This is a genomic window from Scytonema sp. UIC 10036 (assembly GCF_009725235.1).
In genome coordinates this window covers 1-22,961 of the sequence record NZ_WJFC01000134.1, presented here as the reverse complement: position 1 = coordinate 22,961, position 22,961 = coordinate 1, and the positions used below count along the sequence as shown (strand labels likewise).

Sequence of the window (22,961 nt, the reverse complement as noted above, 5' to 3'; positions counted from 1 at the left end):
ATATTCATTTACCGGGGCCCTGTACGAACCATCTTCAGTCCATATAAGTACAATTCAGCAACAGCGTAGACACGCGGGGGAGGATCTTTAGGACGAGAACGCTCTGTAAAAATACCAGCATCAACCATATCTTTGATGTGAAGAGCTAATTCGCTATCGGTCACATTCCATATTTTGGCTAGCCTACTAGCATCAATAGGAGAGCGCTCAGTTTGTAATCTGTTGAGATATTCTTCCAGCTCAGGGTATTCATTGCGTACCTCATCTACGCGTTGCTCAGAAACATAGGGAAAAGCATCAATTAATGCTTTGGGACGTAGAATAATTTCAGAGCTATACTCTGTAGAAAAACCTTGCTCAAGTTTGACTGCCTCTTTTAAAAGTAATATTAAACTGCGCGGAAAACAGTTTTTTTGGCCATCAGCAATACGGGTACGAACCCAGTTATACGTATAAGCTTTTTTTGCCCGTCCCATTCTTTCACCCCATAGGGGATATAAGCTTCTACGCAATTGCTCCAATTCAATTGCATTCAGTCGGTCAACTGTCACTCCTAATTGTCGTTCCAAAGAATGGCTTAGAGCATTAGAACTATTAAGCGCTTGGCGTAGCACAAGTCGCCAAAGATCAGCCTCCTCCCAGCGCAGTTGCAGTGACCGTCCTATGTAATGTCCTTTGTTGGTAAAGTTTAGCTGCTCCCAAATGTCTTCTCGTAAAAATATTTTGGGTACAATACGTTTCAGAGCTGTCCCGCTTTCCAACCACCAAGCAAGCAGTGCTTCCAGCGCCCGTCTTCGACGAGCGTAGTCTTGCTGACCAGAACCAAAGCCTGCATCAAGTTCATCATAAAGCAGCCAAACACGCAGATTCTTGGCTTGTAACCAGTTATCAATAGCGCGTAGTTCATCAATAGCTTTCGGACCAGCCTGTGGCGATTGAGTACGTTTGACCAACCAAGAAACAATGGAAGCATGAGTTGGGTTATTTTGAGCGCTTAATACTACTAATTGTTCGTCAAAATCATTATGTGAACGTAAATCTGGTTTTGCATGACACAGTTGCAAAAGCGCGTAATTTAACCAGAAGGTAGCCCAGCTATTCTCACCCACCTGTTGTTCAAAACTGGCGAGATCTGTACTTTCCAAAATTGGTCCAAAAAGTCTAGGCTCACCGTGTCCTGGAATAAAGTTAACGTTACTTAAATCGACATCAGACTGAGCTAAATCTCTTGCTTTTTCTGGCTGTTCTACAAACAACCTAAACAACAAGCTTTTCCCAGTTCCTTTGGCTCCTCGAATGAGCCAAGTTCGATTGTTTAAAAATTGAGGAAAATCCTCTGTTCGTTGGAATATGTTTGGGATGCTATCTGCTTCTAAATCCTGTGCCCTTGCAGCCTCAAACCTTAACTCATGCAAAATTAATCTAGGATTTTTAACAATCGTAGCTGCTAAGTTAGAATTAATATCTGGTAAGCTAGCATCAATTGCATCAGCAACTGACAAATAATCATTTAGTAAACTTTGGGGAACATCATTCACAAGACTAGACAAAGTAACAATGTTTGGGTTATATGGAACTTCATAGTAAAGTTCTCCTACGGTTGTACCAATAGGTAAACCCCAGTTTTCCTCAATCCACTTCTCAACCTTAGTTATCCAAGCTTGGCGCTGTTCAGCAGCAACTGGTGGCATAGGTGTTAGTAAAAAGCGAAGGTCGGGCCGACCCTGATAATCGTGTTGTTTACTAACAGCTTGTACAACCCAACGTAGCCCTTCAAAGCTTTGATCGGTAGGTGAAAAGCAAATAATGGCAGTATCAGCTAAATCAAATAATGCGATCGCATTTGTATCATTAAAACCAGGACGCGCATCAATCAAAATAACATCGGGATTTAGTTCTTTTTTGATGTCTTCCATCAGTTGCCGTGGAGGATTTGTTACACCTGTATAAAAATGTTGTAAAGTTCGCCTATCTAATTCAGCCAATCTATGAATATAATTTTCATTATATTCTCCAACTGAAACTAAAAAAAGCTCACCCCGAGTTGGTAAGTTTACTTGAGAAATACAGTTCTCAATGCTTGGGAAATTTTGCTCTGGTGTAAGATAACGTTGGTACAAGTAATCTACAACACCGTATTGCTCTTGATTAAAATTTTCAACATCAGAGCGAAACAAAACTGAAATTCCAGGGGCTTCAAGGTCGAAATCTACCATCACTACACGACGATTACGGGTTGCTAGTATACCTGCTACTAACCCTAAGGCAGTAGAGCGACCTACACCTCCCTTAAAAGAGTAAAAAGTAACAACTAAAGGACTTTTCGGACTGTCTTCATCTAATTGAACTGGTTGGTCAGCGTTCGGAGCCATTAAGATATCTGACCAAAGAGGTAACTGTATAAATTCCGGTGGTTGGCGAGCTGCTTCTTGTGGCGTTAATAAGTTGTAACCAGCAATTGGATATTGACCAAGATTAATCTCTATACCTTCTAAAATATCATCAATCTTTTTTTCACGTTCCTCTATTGTATTTCCCTCAAAAACACTTGTGATAACTTGAATTTTTAGCCATCCCAGTGTAGTACGCTTCACCTTCACTTGTACTTCTGGGTCTTGAATTTGTAACCCATTAATTAGATGCGTCTCGATCTGTTGAGGTGATATGGTTAAATTCATCACGACGCCTCGTCTTGTTTATCCAATATGAACTGGTGCAATATTTTTACTGCTTGTATAAAGCGTTGACTATCTTCTTCCTTCCCCTCACTGTCTGAGTAACGCAATTCATCATTACGCCATACAGATGAAACAGTATTCCATGCCTCTTTATAACGATTAGTGCGGTAAACATGCAATAACACGTTGTAACGAAGGCAATGCACTTAGCAACTTTACTAAACTATGTAACTCTGAACCTTGTAATCCTTTCTTGAAAATCCGAGTATCCTTAAAATTATCTTTTCCCTCTTCGTAACAAATAAGGGATTTCAGAGAACATTCAATCGCATAACCACTAAGGTAAATAGAACCAGTCCAACGCTTACAGCTATACAAGGCTTCAGCATCTTTAAATCTACGCCGAGAAGCACCTAGTTGACAACTTCTACCGAAAGTATCTGGCAAGTCATGTACCTCTCTTGATATCATTTTTATTAAATCAGTTGCTGTCTCTTGACAATAGCACAAATTCATGTAAGACCGTGATATGCTTGGTTACCTTCTATGGATTTGTCCATGAGACAGTAAGTAATATCTTACTACAAGCGGCTCCACGTCTACATACACCTTAAAGTTATAGATTCAGTTGTGACACGGGAAATTGGGATAATTCCGAAATAACGGCTTAAATCAAAATTTCCAACTCTTTCTCTGGCTCTTTGAATCCGCTTAAACTCAGCATTTGAGAGGCTTGCTCTCAGCCCTTATAAAAGTTTCAAGTCTTTAGAACCAGATGGGTAGCGCCACTGACCCTAAGTTAAAATCAAAGCAAGGAGCCGCCGAGCAACGATGGATTTTAACCTAACCCCGCCTTTTCAGACGACCAATGGAATGGTTCCCTTATGGAATGCACCATTCACGGGGCTTTTCGTCATTATCTTTGGGTTTTTCAAGTACCTGCGTAGGAACTTTAACCCAACATTTCTGGATGCATTCAAGTCGGCATTCCCTTGATGATTGGCATTTTTAAGACATAGGTAATGCGGCGCACCATTCAAATAAATAACTTCCCCAAGATTTACTTGAAGTATGACTTGATTAAGCAGAAAGGCAGAGGAGTTAGTTAACTGCAACTGATGCCTAGAAACTTTACTCTGACAGTATGCACACTCTCTACTGGTATTTTTAGGACTAACTAAAGAGGTAAGAATTCCATACATTTGGAAAGCTTTGTATTTAGTTCTGCTAACGATTTTTGACTTGAGCCAATAAGCACGTTTTTGGTTGCTACGACGGCTATATTTTGCTTTGCTTGGTTTTAAATTTGTCAAGCATTCAAATACTATAACTGTCGCTCCATGCTTATGTGCAAACTGCACTAACCGTTTACTAATACGATGTGATTCGTAATTATCTCGATTCTTTATTTTTTTGAACCGTTGAGAACAATCACCTTCTTTAGTACTACCAAAACCTTTGTTAGTACGTGAGTAAGCTTTAGCAATACGTCCGAGTTCGCGCTTCCTACGATGTTGGATGGCGTCGTTTCCATTCACAAACAGAGTGGCTAACTCTTCAACGTTGCCCGTACCGTCGGAACTTAGAATGCTTGCTACTGCTACAGTACCATCAAGATTTAAATCAACTGAACAAATAGTGATTCCATCTGGGTTTTGTGCTTGCTCTTTAATCTTTCCTGGACTTGGTATTTGTTTGATAATGGGAAAGTGCAAGTGAAGTTTATCTTTTAAAACTAAAGTTGGTGAACCCCAATTCCAACCATTAGGTAAAGATTGTCCGCTCAAGTTAATAGGTTGCTTAATCCATGCCCACGATGTACCAGTCCATAACTTTAGAACAATGGATGTGCCATCGAAGTCTTTGTACATCCCAGAATAAAGGACAGGATGCATTTGACTATAATCTCTAGGCGGAACTGGGGGTCTATCGGTAAACTTCTTGCCTAGCGCTAGTTTCTTCTCTTTCTTAATTTCCCACTTTTTGTAATTAGAATACCAAGACTTAACAACTCCAAATGCTTTCTTTATGCAAGCCCGACGCATATCAGATGGAACATCATCAAGCATGGGAAATTGAACTTCTGCTCGATTCTTGTTTCTAATTGTTAGTCCTTCTAGAACGACATATAAGTCATCGGATCTGGTTTCGAGTAAGGAGAGATCGGCGAGCAGAATGTCTGCATAAAAATTAGTAACTTCTGCGTACTTCTTGTGAGTAGAGATAATGTAATTGGCAATATTGTCTTTGTATGACACATCATCTACTACCCATAGCTTAATTGTTTTTTGAGACTCAATATGTCCCTTTTTTCTCCGAGTTTTCTTATTTGCCATTCTCGTCATCACCTCCTTTTATTAGCAACTATCAATAGTATACCATCTCTAGTTGTCCTTTTCAGAAATATCAGCCAGCTTTACAGAATCTTCATCTTGAGTAGACTCCTTGACAGCAGTCTTACGAATGCTTTTCTCGTATTTACGGAGAAAATACAGCTTAGCACTGAATGAGTGTAGGATTGTCAAGATATCTTGGACTAATTCCTGCTGTGGAGATAATTTAGACTCATTCAGTACGGTAACTTTACAATCAAATTGAGCGCATAGCCAAACAATCAAATCAAATCCAAAACGGCTAAGTCTGTCATGATAAGCTACTACTATTTCCTTAACTTCCCCTTTGATTACTCGCTCTAGGATGGAGAGTAATTTACGTCGTTTAAAATTTCATCCTGAACCAATTTCTGAAATGACTTCGCTCTCGCCGCAATTCATTCTGAGAAAGTCAATTTGAGTCTGTAAATCAGCTTTTTGAGAATGAGTAGAGACTCTAGCATACAGGACAACTGCTCTCTCATCTTCCCCAATCATTTTCTTGAGAGTAGTTAGATCGTAACGTCTATGTCCAGATGCAGATTTAATATAAGTTATCTTACCTTCTTCTGCCCAATTAGCTAAAGTTTTTGTATGAAACCCAGTAATTCTTGATGCCTCTTGAGGTGTAATATATGGCATAATTTCCGAATAATCGTTCTTTATCTATTATATAGCGATTATTCCGATTTATTCCAATATTCACCTATTAGCTAAAATGTCATTTGAAGAGTCATGGCATTCATGTAGATGTTGAAGGTTAGGTGTTTTCCGCATTAGACCAACCTCTGGTTACTGGATAGCTATGCAACAATATATTCAAACCTCTTTGATGATTAACCAATGACTTGGGTATCTGGACAAAAGTTCTACCGCAATAAGTATGAAATAAAACAAGAGTTAGGACGGGGACGTGTTGCCATTACTTATCTTGCTACAAATAGAGATGGAAAGAATGTTGTTATTAAAACATAGTACCAGCAAATTGCAACAAATTCTTTCCAGGCACACCTGTAGGGTTTTTGGCGGCTAAAAATTGAGCAAAATCTAGCACTTGCTGCTGCTGCTCATCACTTAATTTGTTAAGTTGAGCAAGAATCTGTTTTTCAACTAATGGGTTAATCATAAAATTCTTTTCTTTGTTCGATGGCCACACCTTCAATTTTGGCATACCAGAGATGCGATCGTGCAACCACAGTACCTGGTCATAATCGAGCAGCAAACTGCCAAAGAAGATATCAGCATCTTTTAAGGCTGCTTCTACCTCAGTGCGCTTTGTGGTGATGTCGCGATCGCTAAACACCTGAATATCCAACTCATTCACGCGAGAGGTAGCTAAATAAGCTGCTTTGCGGTACAAGTCAGCGTTGAACGATTCAAACCCAGCAATCAGGACAATACGTTTCATTCCTAAGATTCACAGCTTTTCTTAGTGTTCTCTTTCTATTTTATACAGTGAACGATGGCTGAGTTTTTCTTTCACAGTTCAAAGTCTAATGCGATCGTTAAAGGGATAACCGAGCCAAGATTTTCACGCTTGTTAAAAGTCAAGTCTTCACCCGTTTTTAGTATACCTCTTTTTGATAACCCTTAATGCCAATTCATCGAAAGCTTGTAGATACATTAACAATATCTTTAATAATTTCATATTTTGAGCGTCTTTCAATTTCTTCCAGAGTATCTAAAACTTCTAAAATTCTTTCTCTATAATCCACAAAATCATCCATTACAGGTACAAAAATTCCCACTTTTTTATTTTCTCTATTGTATACCCAGGCAGATATCCCCTCTGCTTCTTTTATTTTATTCCATCCAGATTTTTCCAAATAAATAACTATTTTATTGGGAGATATGTAATTTTCATTTGAGGACATTAAATTACGCATTGTCTTTACCTAAGTTTAGCTAAATTAAATCTTCTAAATCCAACAATCTCATTTTTCTTTCGGCTTCATTTTCTATTTGGTCTTTTAAAACTTGAGATGTCAATACATTTTCTTTTGGAATTTCAATAGTGATAGTTTCATCATTACTGGTATCTTGTCTTCCCTTCAAAGATATCCAATAAGCGCAGCTTTTAACAAATGTTTCATTATTTAAAATAGTTATAACATTTGATAGCTCTTTAGGCACTACCACGATTATTAATATTTGAGAGACGGCAGATTTACCTATTAACCTCCTATAATTTTTAACTGGTAAAGGATATTTAATAAATGTATCCTTAACGACATCTTGGGATGTGCATTTAACTTGTGCATCAATACCGGGCGAGAATATCCCTTTTATTATACCAGGTGCTCTAATAGTTATGTCTATGCCTGCATTGTCTAGCGCTCTACTTGCATCAGTTACAATAAAACCGCTTATGGAAGCAAGTAATTTTACATAAGCATAGCTGAATTCTTCTTTTTTTGTGTTATCGTCCATTCAATTTGGCTAGGTTACTGGTATTTTTTATTCATATTATACCCGTGGAAACAGACGAATCTCACTCCCAACTGGCAAGAATCGCAACAGAACCGCACGTCAAATTGGTAAATCGTTCTGTCAACTTTTTGGCTACTTTAACAGTGACCGATGACCAGTAATTTTTAACTTGTTATATATACGTTACAATCTCCTAAATTTCTTTACGGAAAACAAGAAATTGATTTATGATTCAAATCCCTACTTTTAAATAGGGGAATTAATTAGTTACCAAGCACTGGTTCAATTATTGTTTTCACTTTACAGTTGAAATTCAGTAAATCTCTCCTAGTTTTTCTATAAAAAATGAGTCATTATCCGAAGAGAAAAGACGGTACGTAAATCTCAAGAAGTTCGTCAAAGCATTTTGGGATATTTTATTATCACCAATTTTTTAGACATCTACCTATCTCTGTGGTTGCTAAACATTACTAAATTTCACAACTACAATTGTAATCCTAAAAAGAAAGTCACCTAATTATCTGAGGTACAGAAAATGAAATTTGCTATTGATATCGGACATAATTGCCCTCCAGATACGGGAGCACGAGGAATCAAAATTGAGGATAAACTTACTTCAGATGTAGGTACTAGAGTTATATCTAAGTTAAAAAAATTAGGGCATGAAGTGGTATCATGCAAACCATCCCAAGCTGATACAGTCAGAGAATCGCTGGCTAAAAGATGCCAAACAGCAAATGATGCTCAAGTTGATATCTTTGTCTCCATCCATTTCAATGCCTTTAACGGACAAGCCCATGGAACTGAAGTTTTTGCCATGAGTGAAGCAGGTAGAAAAATAGCTAATTCCGTATTAAATGAAATTGTCAAACTAGGATTTGTGAACCGTGGGGTTAAAGATGGCAGTCATTTGTATGTTATTAAAAATACTGAGATGCCCGCCATTTTAGTAGAGTGCTGTTTTGTAGATTCGCAAAAAGATATGAATTTACTAGATGTAGAAACAATGTCTGATGCGATCGTTAAAGGGCTCGCAGATTAGTGAGTTGTTGGTTGTTAGTGGTTAGTAACAAATAACTGGTTGCAATAGGGGCGAACCTTCCACAACAACTATTGATTCAGCAGGTATGATATGGCAAAGTTTAATCACACCGTCCATATACTTGGGTATCTGCGAGAATCACAGTCAAAAATTTTCACTACTGTAGGGTGGGCAATGCTAGCCCTGTCAAGGTGACTCAAAAACTGGGTAAATTTTACCCAATTCTCAGTATTTTACCTTCGTGCCCTTCGTGTCTTTGCGGTTCAAAAACATTTTTTAACCACAAAGACGCAAAGAACGCGAAGAGAATGCTTGTTTTTCCAACATCACCTTGACAGGGCTAGGTGGGTAATACCCACCAAAAGTTTTGCGTAGTGAGCATTGCCCACCCTTCTTTGGTGAAATGATTTCTAAACCCTCTACCTTAAAATATATATCTATAATCTAAAGTATAAAATTCAGCCTAAACATTAAATAAACGCTGAATTTTACTCAAATAAGACTATGATTGATAGATAGAATCAAAACCAAGCTAGCATCAAGTCAAGAAGATCCTACGTAACTTCTACTTGGTGTTGCGATCGCTTAGTAACTTTGTTTTACGACTTATTAAGGAGATATGGCAACTTGTCCAAAATGCGCCTCTCAAAATATTGTCAAAAACGGTCACATTCATAATGGTAAAGAAAGATTTAAATGTAGCGATTGCGGTAGACAATTTGTAGAGAACCCGACAAATAAACTCATTTCACAATCAACTAAAGACTTGATTGATAAGCTGCTTCTGGAAAAAATCCCCCGAGTGAGGATTGCCAAAGTTGCAGGTGTGTCTGAACGGTGGTTACAAAAATATGTCAAGGCTAAATATGAATCTGTGCCTAAACAAGTAAACATTCAATTAAAAAAGGGAAGTTGATTAAAGACGGAGTATCTTTTGCCAATGTAGTAGAGTCGTAGCCTGCTTTTCTACGGAGTTTAGTTATGTTAATTTTTAGGACAGTAATCGGAGCAATTGAGAGCTTCTTTGGTTAAAGCAATAGAAGGGTGTACCGCACACTTCAGCAAATAGTTGTTGTTAAAGTACAAACATTTTTCACAAGGAACGTGTTGTAATACATTGCTAGTTACTGTTTTATTTTTATTTTGAGTTGCTATAAATTTACAAGAAATAGAGACGATAAAGACGACAGAAAACCAAACAACCATAAAGCAAATAGGAGCTAAAACCAATACTACATAATTTGTGTTTTCAATTTGAAGTTTTGTAGAATTATTTGTTCCCGTTGCCGCATCAACTTCAATGAGAGTTATTTTATTAAAACTCTCCTGTACTGACATATGGAATTGTATAATCTCTGAATTATGCATATCAAAAACCTCTATTTAATCAATTTAAAAACATAAACTTTTCTTATCTCTGCTCCGTCAGTGGGTATTTTTGGTTCATTTACTAGACGGCGCAAAAGCAGCTACAAAATTAGAATGATAGCAGCGAAGTTTGGGTTATCATTATTTGAATGTTTTAAAAGTATAAAGACAATATTTCTATTTTTATATTTTGTTTTTCTTCTATCTAAAGAAGCATTTAACATTCTTTTTTTTAAGATATCAAGTAATATATAACTCTAAATATAAATTTTATAAACAATGTATATCCTCCAATACTAACAAGCATATATATATAAGCTGAAAATTATAAATTTTAGTATAAACACTAAATAAACGCTTGATTCACTTAAATATCAACTATGATTAATAGTGTGATTAATAGTTGTTAAAAAAATAAAAGAGGAGGTGTAAAAATCAAAAGTAGGGGTTTCGTATAAGCTAGAAAAGCAATTTTTTTATCAGTTGGTTTACTTTGTTCAATCATTAATGAAGAACGAATTAGGAATCTAGCAATCGAAGCATCGATCGCCATGTTTTGTGATGAAAATTTCAAAAAAATGTTGATTGCATTTTTGTATTATTTCTCATGCATGGAAAGCTGGTGTTTTTTTGACGTACCCACTTCATTAATTGCAACTTGCATTAGAAAAATAAATCTTTTTGATAATTTTGAAGAATTTTGGAACAGCTAGAACGTTATGAGACCGAAAGAAACTATCTTTGTTATTCCCACTTATCGACTTAGAGATGTAGCAGAAACTATTGAAAAGTACGACCATAATTTTTGGGTCAACGGACATGCTCCAAAAATCATTGTTTTTGATGATTCAAGCGTTGCTAACCACGAAAAATACTATCCACTCCTAGAAGAGACTAAAACCGTCAATGATGTGTTTTATGTCGGTCCTCGTGAGAAAGAACAGTTTATCAATTTCTTAAACCAGAGACTTCGCGATAAAAAGCTTGAGTCCCTTGTCAGAAATCTTTTTCGACCTAGTTATGGCGGAAATCGGAACTTCACCTTAATGTACACGCTTGGACATTTAATGGTAAGTTCGGATGATGACATGAGACCTGACGCATTAATCGAAAATAGTCCGGAGTCTTTATCAGAAGATGAAATTTGCCGAGGTAAACTATTCAAATCCAATCAAGGTGGTTTCGTTCATCGCTCCTTTGACTTACTCACTTCTTTTGAGGATGTTCTGGGTCGTAAAGCCAACCTGGTACCAGACAATTTTGAGAAAGGTGAGCTAGTCATTGATACTGCGATGGAGTTAGAAACCAACACAACCAAGGGTTTCTTCAAAGAAAACTCTCTCTTTCTACAACGAGGTAAAGTCTCCAATAGTGCTGTCGTCAAAATTGCCCAGACTTTTCGCACGGGAACCAACGATATCGACACGCTTGATTTTGTTCATATGTATCTCAATGATGAAAGCCAAATCAGTTTAGACGACCTTAATAATGTTTATGTTCTTGTAAATTTTAGACCAGTCATTACTAATAAGAACTGGAGGATGGATTGTGGGGTTGCTGGGTATGATAATCAATTTGGTTTACCACCTTTCTTTCCAACTCGACTAAGGTTCGAGGATTACATTTATCGGCTGTGGATACAACAAGAGGGGATTGCAGCTGCACATGTAGACGCTGCACAAAACCATATTCGGAATAATTATATGCGAAATCCGCTTGCCAGCGAGATGTTTAATGAGGAGATATGTAGTTTGCTCAAAAAGAAGATCAAGGACGGTATTTATGAACTTGAAGATCTTACAATAAAGTTTGATTACTCAGGTGAAGTCACTTCACAAGACTCAGAGGAAATCCTGCAAAAAGTCAGTGATATTTACAATCAAGTAGTCAAAGCTGTAGCATCTACCCAAAATGAAGAACGCAAGCAATCTCTCCAGTTATTTGCTGAGAACTTATCGCGTGTCTTTTACGGGTTTGAACCCGATTTCTTCCAGCAAAATGTCTCTAGAATTGTCGATGACGTTATCAGTCAATTTCAAGCTTCTCTAGAGATATGGCCCACTTTAGTTGAAATCTGCTATTTTCAGAAGGATAAGAAGGATTTGCCGCAAACTAGGGTAAAGAATAAGAAGTTAAAATCCAGAAATGGCGATCGACATTAATTACTTCTGAACGTTTTGAGGGGCAGTCACCTCGTTCCCAGCCTCAGGCTGGGAACGAGAGAGAAAAGCTCTTTTCACCCATCAGAACTTATGCGGCAGAGCACGAGTCGCCTCAATTATTCTCTAAGAGTGATAATAAGAGCATTAATTAACAAGTGAGGCGCTACCTGCTGGCTTAAGTGGCTTCCAATGGAAATGATGGAGCAGATTTAATACTGAAAATGAAGCAGTGGAATTTGCTAATCTGCTTTTTTCCTCGCTTGCTGGCTGATTGCTATCTAATTCATTATCGGTGTTGTTCCTCCAAGGAGAAGCGATCGCCTCAATTTTGTGAACCTGTAGTAGTCCGCAATACTTGAGGACAACGCAATCAAGAACACCAACCTCCGGCTTCATTTGAGGAACCAGAAGGGTAGAAACTTCTGCTGCTAACCAAGCTGATTGCAATAGGGGTGAACCTTCTACAACAACTATTGATTCAGCAGGGATGGTGTGGCAAGGTGTAAGCATTTGCCCCCCCATATAAAGAGTTTCCGTAAAAGAGATGAGATGACCTGTACGGTGAATATTGGTGATTTCGCCCTTAAACCGAATTTTGATTGGAGCACCTAAGTCTTGAATCATCTTAGGGTCAGGTGTATGAGGGGAGAAAAAATAGATGTCCATATTTAAAGATGTACTGAATCTCAATAAAACAGATGCAATAATAAATACTATTGGTTTGAATCAAAAACCCAAATAACCTTAGTTCAATAAACTCTTGAGTTTTAAACGCAAGATAGTATTTCTTTAAGCTCTAATACTATTATGTAAGACTTTTTAAAAAAATTTTCTGCACGCCAGATATATTTTGATAAGATTTCAATTGCTATACCTAAAATAATATCTCTGTTTATCTTTTCACTCAATTTCTATATTTACAGATATAAGTAGCTGTGATGAACGAGTATACCAGAATAAATGAAAATTTATTCCCCCTAATCCCTCCCTACTCCCTACTGCCTATTTTGAGAATGCCAGTTAAGGTTTGTTCTCGGTTATTTTTCAGATGAGATGACATGAATGTCGATATGGTGAAGCGATCGCACGAGTTGGTTAATAAGAGACCCTCTGAATAAAATTTGCCACTGAGAGCGATGAGTTTGACCTAATATCACCTGAGTGATTCGGTATAACTTTGCAACATGAGCTATTTCTTCCACTACATTATGACTGGATAGTTGCAAAAACTCACCCTTAAACTTTTGACAGATTTGCTTGCACATCTCAATATGTAGTGTTTCTACTTTTGTCAACAAGTGGTCGGGATTGTTGACAAACAGAACGTAGAGTTGTGCGTTCATATAATCAGCAAGTAACGCTCCCCGTTGAATCAGTCGTATAGAGTTTGGCTCACAAGAAACGCAAACCAGTATCCGTTCGTGGATACAGCAGACATTTGCGCTGACAGATTTACTGTTGGAGTTTAATCGAGCGGCTTGCTGAATTTCTTTCTTTTCTATGTTATCAGCGACTTGCCGCAGTGCTAGTTCCCGTAGAACGACAAGGTTAGAACGTTGGAATAAATTTTGTACGGATTGTTCAATTTTCTTTGTGGGGTAAATTTTCCCTTCCAACAATCGCTCTTCCAATGTTTCTGGGGTGACATCCACAACCACCACTTGGTCTGCTGCTTCTAGTAAACTGTCTGGAATGCACTCTCTCACCACAAGACCTGTCATTTGGGTAACCTGAGTGCTCAGACTTTCAAGGTGTTGAATGTTAACAGTAGAGTAAACATCAATGTTTGCTGCCAAAATTGCCTCTATATCCAGATAACGCCTGTTGCGATCTGCTCCCGGAACGTTAGTATGGGCTAGTTCATCTATCAGAACAAGCTGAGGTTGTCTGGCTATTATAGCATCAGTATCCATCTCAGTAAAGGTTAACCCACTCCACTCTATCTTCTTTCGTGAAATGACTTCTAAACCCTCTGCCTTAGCATTTGTCTCTGGACGACCGTGAGTTTCTAGCCATCCGATAACCACATCAATACCATCTCTTTTTAATCGCGTGGCTTCATCCAGCATTTTGTACGTTTTGCCAACACCAGGAGCCATGCCAATAAAAATCTTATGCTTGCCGCGACGAGCAGAAGGTGAGTAGGTACTGTCAGAACACACAGTATAAGGAATGTACATTATTTGTGTATCAACACTGCTAGATACCATATTACTTCCGTTTTATACTCAAAAATTCGAGAAGACTTAATATTTTTTTAACCTTTATGACAGTAATAATAACTTTGATTAAAGTAATATTTGTACCCTAATATTAAGTAGACGTAGGTTGTGGCTGAGGAAAAGCCCTCTTCAAGGGTCACTTTAGGGCTTCATCTTCCATATTTTCTCTAAAATTTCAATCTGCTGTTCTCTTTGAGAACTAAGCTTTTGGTCAATTTCAGACGTCATCTTTTGTATCTTTTCTGAAGCTTCAACTTCTTGGAAGATTTCAGCTTGCCGTTTTATATGTAGTTTTTTATACCTTTTATGATGAAGAAAACACCCTGAAACAAAGCCGATGAACACGAAAGTCAAGAAAAATCCTACAAAAAAGCCCGTACCATGTTCAGTTTGTCTGGCAAAGTTTGGTTGACTGGGCTGAATCGGCTGGGAAATATTTGTAACAAAAAGAGATTGCATACCACAAAGTATGAAGGATAAAGAATCAAGGATGAAGTTTTTTCATCCTTTAGCAAGCAAGTAAATTTTCTTGGAAGCTAAACCCAAAGTAAGGAGTTTCAAAATCGTCATCGTCTGTACTTGCTTTTGCAGATGGCTTTGATGGAAAAAGGATGCGTTTTGGCAAATCATTTAAATCTGCTAGGACTTCTGCTGCTGAAGCATAGCGTTGCTTAATTGGTTTTTGCAATAACTTGCGTAAAATCTGCTCGAGAGATGGGCTAATTGGAAAGGGAAGACAGGAGCGCCATATCCAAGCATCTTCACTACAGTCATACAGGTCAAATGGTGACATCTGTGTGAGCAAGTGCAAGCAGGTTACACCTAAGCTATAGAGATCGCTGGCAAAGACAGCTTTGCCTTTTACTTGCTCGGGAGCAGCATACTCAAGACTTCCAATCAAGGTTCCGGTTTTTTCTAAAATTTTGTTTCTAGCATACTTGGCTGCCCCAAAATCTACCAAGACAAGTTGACCGTTGTTTCGGCGACGAATAACGTTGGTAGGTTTAATATCGCGATGAATCACTTGATGGTCATGAATAAACTGCAAGACAGGTAACAACTGTCGCAATAGCTGGCGAATTTCAGCTTCATTGAATACTCCTTTTTGAGCTAGTTCTGCTTCCAAGCTTTGTCCGTCTATCCATTCTTGGACTAAATACAGTTGTTCATCCTGCTCAAACGAGTTTATGAATTTAGGAATCTGAGAATGCTTGCTAAAGAGAGCTAAAAGCAGAGATTCTTGGTGAAACAGTTCTTTTACTTTCTCGCGATCGCGAATAGCATGAGGCTTAGCAAAGAATTGTTTGATGAGGTAGGATTGATCTTCTGAAGGAGATTCATTATCTACAGCAAGAAAAGCTTGACTAAATTTTCCTGTAGTTATAACTTTGAGGATACGATAGCGATTGTTTAACAGCGAGTTGTGCTGGCTGAGGAAATCGCTATTATCCTCTGAAGACTGGAAGAATTTGTGGGTAGAACGAAGATAGTCACACATAAAAATCGCGATCTCTGCCTAAATTGCACCTTTTAACGCATCTAAAGCGATATTCAGCTTCAAAACGTTGACTCCAGGTTCACCAAAGATGCCCAAAAAGCGACCATCGATGTTTTGGTCTATTAAGATTTCTAGCTGATTGGGTTGCAAACCTCGCGCTTTAGCCACGCGTGCAATTTGGGATCTGGCACCTTCAAGGGTAATGTGGGGGTCAAGGCTAGAACCAGAGGTATAGAGCAAATCCGCAGTTGGCTTGACACCTGCTTTTTGCAAACGATTAAAATCACCTTCAATTTGTTTTTTAGGATCGGGATCGTTATTACCTTTAATACGTTCTAGCAACGCTGGATTACTGGGAGCCAAGTTACTCGCACCAGAGACTCCAGTTTTCAAAACACCCGCTTCATCCTTTTTCGGATCTGCGGTGCTGTAGCTAGTTGTGCTAGGACGGCTGTTAAAGTAGCGATCTGAGGTAAAAGGCTGACCAATCAAAGCAGAAGCGATCGCCTTACCCTGAGAATTTTCCAGCAAGCTACCGTTTGCCTGAAAGGGAAACAGAATTTGTCCACAAGCAATCATGACAAAGGGATAGATGATAGCTGTAATCACCCAGAGTATCAGAGTAGAACGAATAGCTCTACCAACATCACGTGCAAAACTCATCAAAATTTCTCCGGTACAAACATCACGAAAAATAGTATGTTGGGGTCAATAGTTACGAGTAAAGTGACGATTGTCCCCACCCAAACGATAAACATTACCGGGTTTTTAACGGCAATTCGGGGATTGAGCTTGACAAATGACTCACGAATTGCTCTCTTGTATAGTCCCCGCATATCTGCTTTAGGGGTATGCCTGCGTGACTCACGCATTCCCTGAGGCATATGGGAAGAAGCGGATGATTCAGTAGTGCTTCGCATATATTTAGATAATAGTTAGTGGTTAGTGGTTAGTGGTTGGTGGTGTAGGACAGGCGTCTCACCTGTCATCGCTAGTGATTAATTGTTAATTGTGCTTTCTACTAACAACTAACAACTAACTACTGACCACTAACTCCTTTAGCAATTTGAAATGCTTCGCCAATCGGTCCAAACGCCAGCACGGGGAAGAAGGTCAGTGCGCCCAAAATGAGGATGACACCTGCTGTGACGCCTGTAAAGAGTCCGGTGTCAGTTCGCAGTGTACCAGTTGTGAAAGGAACAGGTTGCTTGCGGGACATACTATCAGCTAGTAGTAGCAAACCTACGATTGGGATATAGCGTCCTGCTAAGAGACTAAAGCAAGCACTCAAGTTCCACCATAAAGCGGTTGCAGTGGTTTCTGCACCTGTTGCAATAGCTATTGGAGATGGTTGTGAATCACCTAAGCCTTCAAAACCAGAACCGTTATTTGCTGCGGCTGAGGCATATTCGTAGATCGCTTGAGCAAAACCGTGAAAGCCGGGATTGCTGATTCCTCCAAGTTGGTCGGGGAATGCCAGGGTAATTCCTGCTGGAATCAAAATAGCGATTGGATGAACCAACAGAATCAAGAAACTGGCAAGTACCACTTCACGCTTTTCAATTTTGCGTCCCAAAAATTCCGGTGTCCGCCCTACCATTAAACCTGTAACAAACACCGCTAAGATAAGGTAAGCAAATAAATAAGCCGTTCCCGTTCCTTGTCCGCCAAACACAATTTGGAGAAACATATTGGAAAGGGTAACGAAACCACCATTGGGCATAAACGAATCGTGCAAGCTATTGACAGCTCCGCACATACTGGCTGTCGTAATTACAGCATACAATGCAGATTGCGCCCAACCAAACCGGACTTCTTTCCCCTCTAGGTTTGGTTGCTGACTTCCCAAAAGCGCGTTAACTGCTGGGTTACCGTTGTATTCACCAATTGCCGTAATGATAACAAAGACTACTAAGATGGCTAGTGGGATGCTGTAGACCAACCAGGCTTGTTTGACGTTATTAGCAAAGATGCCGTAGGTATAAATCAACGAGGTGGGAATCGAGAGAATTGCTACGAGCTGGATAAGATTGGTCAAGCCATTGGGGTTCTCAAATGGGTGTGCTGAGTTAATGGCGAAAAAGCCACCGCCGTTCTCACCTAGTTCCTTGATAATCTCAAAGTGGGCAACCGGACCACGGGCGATCGCCTGACTAATAGCAGGATCTTCTAGAGTGGGAACTACCACCGGACCACCTAAGGTTTCCGGAACACCAGCTGCAATCAGAACGAGCGCTCCGACAATACTGATGGGCAGTAAAACTCTTGTAATTGCGCGGACGAGATCTACATAGAAGTTACCCAAAGGTCTACCTGTCAACCCTCGAATAAAGGCAATACCCACCGCCAACCCCGTTGCAGCAGATGTGAACATATGATATCCCAACCCCCACATTTGGCTGGCGTAGCTCATGTAGGTTTCACCAGAATAGTGCTGCTGGTTGGTATTGGTGATGAAAGAAATGGTGGTGTGCAGTGCAGTGTCCCAAGTCGGAGCCGCCAACTTAGTCGGGTTCAGGGGTAACCATCCTTGATTCGTGATAATGAAGAATATCAGCAACCCCATGACTATGTTGCTGTACAGGATTGCCCGCGCATACTGCCATCCCGTCATATCTTCCCTGGCAGAAACGCCAATTGCGGAGTAAAGCACTCGCTCAACTGGATTCAAAATTGGGTCGAGAAAAGTTCTTTGCTCCTGAAAAACACGCGCCATGTATCGCCCAAACAATGGGGTGAGCGCTACCACAATCAGTAGCGTTAATGCAATTTCAATCCATCCCTGTAGCATGAGTTAGTCCAACTCCAGCATTAATAAATTTAATTCGCGATTCTCTTGTTTGCAGTTTGCTGTCATGAATCCAAATAATTTAGAAGTTTATCGGTATCCTTAACCTAAGCGCGAACAGGTTTTCACCCTCACCTAGCTAAAAACTTTTTTCAAAGAAAATTTTGTTTCAGACGCTTTCCACTGATAGACGTACACCTTGATGGGCTCGTTATTGAGTATTCCACAGAAGACTCTATTTTTCTCATCACGCTTATGACCTATCTTGAGCGCTTCTTCAGTCTATTCTTATCATTTTTTTTTAGAGAATTACAAGGTATAAATTTTGATTTCTGCTTTATATACACAATGACATATACATACAAGGAAAACCGTTTAGTTCGTTTAGATAACGTCTATATATACAAATATAGATATAAATAAATGTAAAACAAACAAGTATTATTGACTAAAGATAGCTGTTTTTTTGAGAATATTGTTATATTTGAAAAAAGTTTGTATGTTTTTCCAGATGTCAATTCTCAAACTGGCCACGCGTAAAATCGACCCGCATTTGAGAACATCCTGGATAGTAGTTGGGCTGTTTTCGATTGTAGTGCTGTTAGAGTTCTTAACTCCTCCAGACTACGTGTTTGGTTACCTTTATATCGGTCCAATTATACTAGCAAATGCTCGTTTGAATCGAATAGCAACACTAAAACTGACTCTAGCTGCTAGTGTTTTAACAATTCTAAACGTATGGATTCCAGGCTTACTTCTTATTAGGGTTTCCACAATTGCTAGTCGATTCATTGCAGTCGTGGCATTAATTGTAACAGGTGTTCTAAGCGATCGCAATCGTCTATATCAAGAAACACTCTTGAAACAACAAGCAAAACTTCACGCACAAGAAAAACTAGCGAGTGTGCGACAAGACTTTGCCTCCACCCTCACCCATGACTTGAAAACTCCTCTATTAGGGGCTATTGAGACATTACAGGCGTTTGAGCGAGAAAATTTTGGTCCTGTTGTTCCCACCCAAAAGAAAGCGATCGCAACAATGATAAGAAGCCACCAGACAAGTTTACAGATGGTAGAGATGCTCTTAGATGTATATCGTAATGATGTAGAGGGGTTACAACTGCAATTAGCACCTGTGAATCTTGTAGAAATTGCTGAAGAAGTGGTAATAAAGTTGACAGAACTAGCGTCAAGTCGTCGCGTCTACATTTCCATCAACTACGGAGAGTCAGACTTTCGCAAGTTCCTTTGGGTTAATGGAGATGCCTTCCAATTGCAAAGAGTATTTACCAATCTCCTAACCAATGCCATAAACCATTCTCCTCGGGGTGATAAAGTAGAAGTTGTACTGGAAACGGATTCCTCTTATCACACGGCTAAAGTTATAGATACTGGAGCAGGTGTAAACTCGGAAGAACTGCCAAACCTTTTTAAGCGTTTTTACCAGGGACACAGCGATCGCCAAGCCAAAGGCTCGGGGTTAGGGCTGTACTTAACGCGTCAAATTGTAGAAGCCCACAACGGGAAAGTCTGGGCAGAAAATCGGCTTCCTAACGGCGCAATCTTTGCATTTCGACTGCCAATTTTACCATTTCAAGTGTCTGAATCTATCTGAAATGATATTCCCCACAAAAAAAAGTGCAAGTTATACAGGTGAGAGCTTATTGTTTTTATCAGTAGAAATAATATGCAAATCAACGTTTTTTAGCAATCGTAGCAATTTATGGGTTAAAGAGCCTTTGAAAAAAATGTGCCAGCGCGAGCGCTGACTCACACCAATAACAATTTGGGTAATGCGGTATTGTTGAGCAACTTGTGCAATGGCTTGGGCGATGTCGGTGCTGGTGACACGAATGAATGTACCCTCAAATTCTTTACACAGTTTTTCACAAGTTTCTATGTATAGACTTTCTTCCTTTGTTAGGAAATACTCTGGATTCGCAACAAATACAACATATAGAGGAGCATTCATGTAGCTAGCAATTCTGGCACCCCGACGCAACAGCTGCACTGAGTTAGGATACGTGGATACACAGACTAAAACCCGCTCGTGAATATTACAAAATTGACCTTCTAAGGTGGTTGCAACTGCATCTTCCTCAACATTATCTGCGACTTCCCGTAGTGCTAATTCACGTAAAGCAATGAGATTGCGGCGTTGGAAAAAGTTATCGAGTGATTGTTGAATTTTTTGCGGCGCGTAAATTTTGCCTTCTCGCAACCGTTCTTGTAATGTTTCTGGTGTAACATCTATTACTACAACCTCATCCGCCTCCTCTAGGATGCGATCGGGAACGCGCTCTCGCACAACCACCCCAGTAATCCTTGCTACTAAATCATTGAGACTTTCCAAATGCTGAATATTCATAGTGGAGTAGACATCAATGCCAGCAGCTAAAATGACTTCTACATCTTGGTAACGTTTTTCCCGTAACGAACCAGGGACATTTGTGTGTGCTAATTCATCAACTAACACCAACTGGGGCGATCGCTTAATAATTGCATCCGTGTCCATTTCTGTGAGAGACAACCCATCTCGCAAAATTGAGGTACGAGGTATCATCTCTAACCCTTGAGCCTTTTGCGCTGTTTCCTTGCGTCCATGGGTTTCTAAAAGCCCAATAACGACATCAATTCCTTCGTATTTAAGTGCATGGGCTTCTTCCAGCATCCGGTATGTTTTACCGACTCCAGGTGCCATGCCTATGTATATTTTATGCTTGCCTCGTCTTGCTGGACTCAAGTCAGACAAGAAAGGAGTAGGTGTAGCCCCGACTTTTGGTGTTTGAGCGTTATCAAACATCTTGTGTTATAAATTCCTAGGAGTTGTAAGAATGGGAAAATTATAGTTGAAAAAATGAATATAGCTTGTCCATTCTATTGACGGTTAAAATGACTTAATCCAATGTGTAATCTAATTTTAGAGCATGAGTCCTAGGCTTGCGGAAAATCTCTAAAAATTGTTCAAATAAAGTATACTAAGAGCTTAGAGTTGGGAAAAAACAAGCGAAAAATCTGCCTGCCTCCCGATGATAGTCGAGGGAAAATTGTCATTTTTGTATGCTAGTTAACAAGAGGCGGGGTGTTTCCGTCAATAAAAATGAAACCAAGTGCGGTACTAAAAATATTACTTGTTGAAGATGATGAACTGTTTCGCTTGGGACTGCGAATGCGGTTACAACAGGAGACAGGTATAGAGATCGTAGCCGAGGCAGAAGATGGCGAGCAAGCTGTAGAATTCGCTAATCGCTATCTGCTAGATTTGGTTTTGCTAGATATTGGTTTACCAGGGATTGGTGGTATTGAAGCTTGCCGTCAAATCAAGGAGAAGCAACCTCATTTGCCCATCCTGATTTTAACATCTCATTCAGAAAAAACCCTAATAGCACGGTTAATTGAAGCAGGGGCTCAAGGTTACTGTTTTAAGGGAATCCCATTTGAGTCTTTGCTACTAGCATTACGTTCGGTAGCGAGTGGTGCTTCTTGGTGGGATCGCACAGCAACTACAGAAATTCGAGCTGCTTTTGGAGGAAACAACACAGCAGCATCATCTGCACAAGAGAATAAGTCAGTAGAAAATCCGTTGACTAAGCGCGAACAAGAAATCCTAGCACTTGTGGTTGCTGGTAAAAGCAATCAAGAAATTGCGGAATTCCTTCACATTACTCCCGGTACAGTGCGGGTTCACGTTCATGCAATTTTACAAAAGTTGGAAGTTCGCGATCGCACTCAAGCCGCAGTGTTGGCTCTTCAGAAAGGATTGGTAGCAAAAGAACTGCTCCAGAATTAGTATTTGAAGAAGTTTCTTGTTTAATCACTTCGATTTTAGGAGTTACGCATTGACAAAAAATCCCATTCATGTGTACTAAGTAGTACAAGTATTGGTAAGATTTTTTACAATAATGGGTATCATGAATTTTTGCTTCAGAATATAGCTTTTTATTTAATTAATATATAACTTTAAATATAAATTTTCTAAACAATGTATACTCTCCAATATTAAAAAGAATTAATCTATCTATAATCAACAATATAACTTTTAGTATAAACCCTAAATAATTATTGAATTTTACTCAAGTTTCAAATTATGATTGTGTGGATAAAACAAGGAAACTAATCTAAGGGTCAAAAACTAGAGGCTTGAGTCTTCATGTAAGAGCGAAAAGTCAACTTGATTTTAGAAGGTAGTTAAATCTTCCATAAAACTCCTTGATAAGGTTTTAAAGTCTCTGAGCTTAGAGGATGTTTTAAAAGTAGTTGGCTGTGATTTTTATCACATTATTACCCCCCTTAATCCCCCCTTGGAAAGGGGGGAAACAAGAAAAATTCAGTTCCCTCCCCTTGGAAAGGGGAGGGTTAGGGCTGTCTCTTTATACACATCTGACGCTGCCGACGAATAGC

General features: G+C 39.2%; 19 protein-coding genes and 3 pseudogenes. 6 read left to right on the top strand and 16 right to left on the bottom strand.

Annotated elements, in window-relative coordinates:
- Positions 1–8: 8 nt before the first annotated feature.
- From F7734_RS41145 to F7734_RS62435, 4 genes and pseudogenes are all read right to left on the bottom strand, one after another.
- On the bottom strand, positions 9–2,678 hold the full coding sequence (locus F7734_RS41145; protein ID WP_155750175.1) for a ParA family protein: 2,670 nt from the start codon (positions 2,676–2,678) through the stop codon (positions 9–11).
- Positions 2,679–3,535: 857 nt separating this feature from the next.
- A complete protein-coding gene (locus tag F7734_RS41140) occupies positions 3,536–5,014 on the bottom strand; it encodes an IS200/IS605 family accessory protein TnpB-related protein (RefSeq protein ID WP_166482114.1) in 1,479 nt (492 codons plus the stop codon).
- 48 nt (positions 5,015–5,062) lie between these two features.
- A pseudogene (locus F7734_RS62440) lies at positions 5,063–5,386 on the bottom strand (recombinase family protein); the annotation flags it as partial.
- 18 nt (positions 5,387–5,404) lie between these two features.
- Positions 5,405–5,692: a MerR family DNA-binding transcriptional regulator gene (locus tag F7734_RS62435; RefSeq protein ID WP_207714194.1), complete on the bottom strand. Its 288-nt coding sequence runs from the start codon at positions 5,690–5,692 to the stop codon at positions 5,405–5,407.
- A 201-nt stretch (positions 5,693–5,893) separates the two neighbouring features.
- Here F7734_RS62435 and F7734_RS65690 point away from each other — a divergent pair, with 201 nt between their 5' ends.
- The gene (locus tag F7734_RS65690; RefSeq protein WP_279239820.1) at positions 5,894–6,025 is read left to right on the top strand and encodes a hypothetical protein; all 132 of its coding nucleotides are present in this window, start codon (positions 5,894–5,896) and stop codon (positions 6,023–6,025) included.
- Here the strand turns inward: F7734_RS65690 and F7734_RS61165 are convergent.
- From F7734_RS61165 to F7734_RS41120, 3 genes are all read right to left on the bottom strand, one after another.
- Entirely contained in the window at positions 6,015–6,458 is a 444-nt protein-coding gene (locus F7734_RS61165; RefSeq protein WP_166482470.1) for a DUF3479 domain-containing protein, read from the bottom strand. The two genes, F7734_RS65690 and F7734_RS61165, sit on opposite strands and share 11 nt — an antisense overlap.
- Before the next feature lie 193 nt (positions 6,459–6,651).
- Positions 6,652–6,936, bottom strand: coding sequence for a hypothetical protein (locus F7734_RS41125; RefSeq protein ID WP_155750174.1), 285 nt, complete (start codon positions 6,934–6,936; stop codon positions 6,652–6,654).
- 19 nt (positions 6,937–6,955) lie between these two features.
- Complete coding sequence (locus tag F7734_RS41120) at positions 6,956–7,480, bottom strand: DUF4365 domain-containing protein (protein ID WP_155750173.1); 525 nt, start codon at positions 7,478–7,480, stop codon at positions 6,956–6,958.
- 535 nt (positions 7,481–8,015) lie between these two features.
- Here F7734_RS41120 and F7734_RS41115 point away from each other — a divergent pair.
- Together F7734_RS41115 and F7734_RS41110 are read left to right on the top strand one after the other, a co-directional pair.
- A pseudogene (locus tag F7734_RS41115) lies at positions 8,016–8,513 on the top strand (N-acetylmuramoyl-L-alanine amidase); the annotation flags it as partial.
- A 628-nt stretch (positions 8,514–9,141) separates the two neighbouring features.
- Complete coding sequence (locus tag F7734_RS41110; protein ID WP_155750171.1) at positions 9,142–9,438, top strand: IS1 family transposase; 297 nt, start codon at positions 9,142–9,144, stop codon at positions 9,436–9,438.
- A 68-nt stretch (positions 9,439–9,506) separates the two neighbouring features.
- Here the strand turns inward: F7734_RS41110 and F7734_RS41105 are convergent, their stop codons facing one another.
- The gene (locus F7734_RS41105) at positions 9,507–9,890 is read right to left on the bottom strand and encodes a hypothetical protein (RefSeq protein ID WP_155750170.1); all 384 of its coding nucleotides are present in this window, start codon (positions 9,888–9,890) and stop codon (positions 9,507–9,509) included.
- 719 nt (positions 9,891–10,609) lie between these two features.
- Here F7734_RS41105 and F7734_RS41100 point away from each other — a divergent pair.
- Complete coding sequence (locus tag F7734_RS41100; RefSeq protein WP_155750169.1) at positions 10,610–12,052, top strand: hypothetical protein; 1,443 nt, start codon at positions 10,610–10,612, stop codon at positions 12,050–12,052.
- A gap of 144 nt (positions 12,053–12,196) precedes the next feature.
- Here the strand turns inward: F7734_RS41100 and F7734_RS41095 are convergent, their stop codons facing one another.
- The 7 genes and pseudogenes from F7734_RS41095 to kdpA all read right to left on the bottom strand — a co-directional run bounded on the left by F7734_RS41095 (position 12,197) and on the right by kdpA (position 18,563).
- Positions 12,197–12,676, bottom strand: coding sequence for a hypothetical protein (locus F7734_RS41095; RefSeq protein WP_166482469.1), 480 nt, complete (start codon positions 12,674–12,676; stop codon positions 12,197–12,199).
- Between the two features lie 413 nt (positions 12,677–13,089).
- Positions 13,090–14,232, bottom strand: a complete 1,143-nt coding sequence (locus F7734_RS41090; protein ID WP_155750185.1) for a sensor histidine kinase KdpD — start codon at positions 14,230–14,232, stop codon at positions 13,090–13,092.
- A 183-nt stretch (positions 14,233–14,415) separates the two neighbouring features.
- Positions 14,416–14,733 carry a hypothetical protein gene (locus tag F7734_RS41085; RefSeq protein ID WP_155750167.1) on the bottom strand — a complete coding sequence of 106 codons (318 nt, stop codon included), beginning with the start codon at positions 14,731–14,733 and terminating at the stop codon, positions 14,416–14,418.
- A 49-nt stretch (positions 14,734–14,782) separates the two neighbouring features.
- Positions 14,783–15,772, bottom strand: coding sequence for a serine/threonine-protein kinase (locus tag F7734_RS41080; protein ID WP_155750166.1), 990 nt, complete (start codon positions 15,770–15,772; stop codon positions 14,783–14,785).
- An 18-nt stretch (positions 15,773–15,790) separates the two neighbouring features.
- A complete protein-coding gene (kdpC, locus tag F7734_RS41075) occupies positions 15,791–16,435 on the bottom strand; it encodes a K(+)-transporting ATPase subunit C (RefSeq protein ID WP_155750165.1) in 645 nt (214 codons plus the stop codon).
- A 35-nt stretch (positions 16,436–16,470) separates the two neighbouring features.
- Positions 16,471–16,656: pseudogene (locus tag F7734_RS41070) on the bottom strand (hypothetical protein); the annotation flags it as partial.
- 155 nt (positions 16,657–16,811) lie between these two features.
- Positions 16,812–18,563: a potassium-transporting ATPase subunit KdpA gene (kdpA, locus tag F7734_RS41065; RefSeq protein WP_155750164.1), complete on the bottom strand. Its 1,752-nt coding sequence runs from the start codon at positions 18,561–18,563 to the stop codon at positions 16,812–16,814.
- A 508-nt stretch (positions 18,564–19,071) separates the two neighbouring features.
- Between kdpA and F7734_RS41060 the strand changes: the two genes are divergently transcribed.
- Complete coding sequence (locus F7734_RS41060; RefSeq protein ID WP_155750163.1) at positions 19,072–20,175, top strand: HAMP domain-containing sensor histidine kinase; 1,104 nt, start codon at positions 19,072–19,074, stop codon at positions 20,173–20,175.
- 30 nt (positions 20,176–20,205) lie between these two features.
- Here F7734_RS41060 and F7734_RS41055 read toward each other — a convergent pair whose 3' ends face one another.
- Complete coding sequence (locus F7734_RS41055; protein ID WP_155750162.1) at positions 20,206–21,363, bottom strand: universal stress protein; 1,158 nt, start codon at positions 21,361–21,363, stop codon at positions 20,206–20,208.
- Between the two features lie 297 nt (positions 21,364–21,660).
- On the opposite strand from F7734_RS41055, the gene F7734_RS41050 reads away from it, so the two are divergent.
- Entirely contained in the window at positions 21,661–22,350 is a 690-nt protein-coding gene (locus tag F7734_RS41050; RefSeq protein ID WP_155750161.1) for a response regulator transcription factor, read from the top strand.
- Positions 22,351–22,961 lie beyond the last annotated feature (611 nt).